The organism is Sphingomonas bacterium (assembly GCF_903643065.1).
In the GTDB taxonomy this organism is placed as follows: Bacteria; Pseudomonadota; Alphaproteobacteria; order Sphingomonadales; family Sphingomonadaceae; genus Sphingomonas.
Genome location: NZ_CAHJWX010000407.1, coordinates 1 through 2,855 on the forward strand (window position 1 = coordinate 1; position 2,855 = coordinate 2,855).

General features: G+C 70.1%; 2 protein-coding genes. One reads left to right on the forward strand and one right to left on the reverse strand.

Going from position 1 to position 2,855, the window contains the following annotated elements:
• Positions 1 to 712: inorganic phosphate transporter (locus HUU95_RS12960; protein WP_174280480.1), on the reverse strand; the 712-nt coding region annotated here is incomplete at its 3' end.
• A 217-nt stretch (positions 713 to 929) separates the two neighbouring features.
• Between HUU95_RS12960 and HUU95_RS12965 the strand changes: the two genes are divergently transcribed.
• On the forward strand, positions 930 to 2,855 hold a 1,926-nt coding region (locus tag HUU95_RS12965), incomplete at its 3' end, for a UvrD-helicase domain-containing protein (RefSeq protein ID WP_254602794.1).

Sequence of the window (2,855 nt, forward strand, 5' to 3'; positions counted from 1 at the left end):
CCGGCTCGCGGTACAGCGCCGGGTCGCGCGCGATCCGCTTGGTCAGCAGCAGCAGCACGAACGCGGCGACGAAGCCGATCACCGGCGCCATCCACAGCCCGTTGAGCACCTTCACCGCCTGCCCCCATTCGACGCCGGAGGTGCCGCCCGGTGCGCGCGACAGCAGCTGGTTGGCGAGGCCGACGCCCAGGATCGATCCGATCAGCGCATGGCTGGACGAATTGGGCAGCCCCACCCACCATGTCGCCAAGTTCCAGATCACCGCCGCCAGCAGCAGCGCGAAGATCATAGCATAGCCCGCCCCCGATCCGACATGCAGGATCAGGTCGACCGGCAGCAGCGTGATGATCGAATAGGCCACCGCCCCCGACGAGGTCAGCACCCCCACGAAGTTCCAGGCGCCCGACCAGACCACCGCCACCGGCGCCGGCAGCGCGTTGGTATAGATCACCGTCGCCACCGCATTGGCGGTGTCGTGGAACCCGTTCACGAATTCGAACCCCAGCGCGATCACCAGCGCCAGCCCCAGGAACAGGAATGCGCCGACCGCCAGTGTCTCACCGACATGCGCGGTGTCGAGCAGGATCGACGCGCCGGCATAGCCGAGCCCCACCACCGCCGCCGCGCCGAACAGCCAGCGCCCCGCCGGATGCATCCGGTGATCGAGCGTGACGCGAGAGCCGCCGATATCGGCGAGGGCAAGGCTGGCCATGCGCGTGTCGTGGCCGCTGACGGTGACAGTCAGGTTACGGTGATGTGACAGTCTCGCCGCGCGTCGTCCCGATCCGGGCACGGTGCGCTTGCCCCCGCCGTTCGCGTTCCCTAGCTGTTCGCCCGTGACCGACACGCAGCTCGCCGATCCGCCATATCTTCGCGGCCTCAACCAGCCGCAGCGCGAGGCGGTGCTGACCACGGAGGGCCCCGTCCTCATGCTGGCCGGTGCCGGCACCGGCAAGACCGCCGCGCTCACCGCCCGGCTGGCGCACCTGCTCCACACGCGCAAGGCGTGGCCGTCGGAGATCCTGTCCGTCACCTTCACCAACAAGGCCGCGCGCGAGATGCGCGAGCGCGTCGGCCGGCTGGTCGGTGAGGCGGTGGAAGGGATGCCGTGGCTGGGCACCTTTCACGCGATCGGCGCGAAGATGCTGCGCCGCCATGCCGAACTGGTCGGATTGCAGAGCAACTTCACCATCCTCGACACCGACGACCAGCTGCGCCTGCTCAAGCAGCTCGTGCTCGCCGCCGACCTTGACGAGAAGCGCTTCCCCGCCCGCGCGCTCGCCGGGCTGATCGACGAGTGGAAGAACAAGGGGCTCGTCCCCGCCGACATCGACGCCGGCGAGAGCGAGCGCTATGCCAACGGGCGCGGCGGCGAGCTGTACGCCCGCTATCAGGCGCGGCTCAAGGCGGTGAACGCCTGCGACTTCGGCGACCTGCTGCTCCACATGCTCACGGTCCTGCGCACGCATCGCGACGTGCTGGAACTGTACCAGCAGCGCTTCCGCTACATCATGGTCGACGAGTATCAGGACACCAACACCGTCCAGTATCTCTGGCTCCGGCTGCTCGCGCAAACCCGCAAGAACATCGCCTGCGTCGGCGACGACGACCAGTCGATCTATTCCTGGCGCGGCGCGCAGGTGGAGAACATCCTCAAGTTCGAGCAGGACTTCCCCGGCGCGACGGTGATCCGGCTCGAACAGAACTACCGCTCCACCCCGCATATCCTGGGCGCGGCGGGCGGGGTGATCGCGCACAATTCGGGCCGGCTCGGCAAGACGCTGTGGACCGAGCTGGACGCGGGCGACAAGGTCCGCGTGCTGGGCGTGTGGGACGGGCCGGAGGAGGCGCGGCGCGTCGGCGACGAGATCGAGGCGGCGAGGCGGGACGGCGCGTCGCTCGACGACGTCGCCATCCTGGTGCGCGCGCAGCACCAGACGCGCGAGTTCGAGGATCGGTTCATCGCGATCGGCCTGCCCTATCGCATCGTCGGCGGGTTCCGCTTCTACGAACGCGCCGAGATCCGCGACGCGCTCGCCTATCTGCGCGTCGTCAACCAGCCCGCCGACGACCTCGCCTTCGAGCGAATCGTAAACGTCCCCAAGCGCGGGCTAGGCGACAAGGCGATGGCCACCATTCACCGCGTCGCGCGCGCGTCCGGCTTGCCGCTGACCGCCGCCGCCGCGCGCCTGCTCGACACCGACGAGCTGGCCGGCGCCGCGCGCAAGTCCCTCGGCCGTCTGGTCGGCGACATCGCCCGCTGGCGTGACATGGCCGGCGCGCTGCCCCACCCCGAGCTCGCCCGCCAGCTGCTCGACGAGAGCGGCTATACCGCGATGTGGCAGGCGGAGAAGTCGGCGGAGGCGGCAGGCCGGCTGGAGAACCTGTCCGAGCTGGTCCGCGCGATGGAGGAGTACGACACGCTCGGCGCGTTCCTGGAGCACGTCTCGCTGGTGATGGAGCGCGAGGGCGGCGAGCGCGTCCCCGAGGTCACGATCATGACCATCCACGCCGCCAAGGGGCTGGAGTTCGGCACCGTCTTCCTGGTCGGCTGGGAGGAGGGCCTGTTCCCCTCGCAGCGCGCGATGGACGAGGGCGGCACCCGCGCGCTGGAGGAGGAGCGCCGGCTGGCGTACGTCGCGATCACCCGCGCGCGCCGCCGCGCCACCATCCTCCACGCCGCCAACCGCCGCATCTATGGCCAATGGACCTCGTCGCTGCCCAGCCGCTTCGTCGGCGAGCTGCCCGCCGACCATATCGAGGCTGAGACCACGATGACCGGCGGCGCGTCGCTGTGGCAGGCGAACTGGAGCGAGCACGCCGACCCCTTCGCCGACGTCGCGCGCGGCACCGGC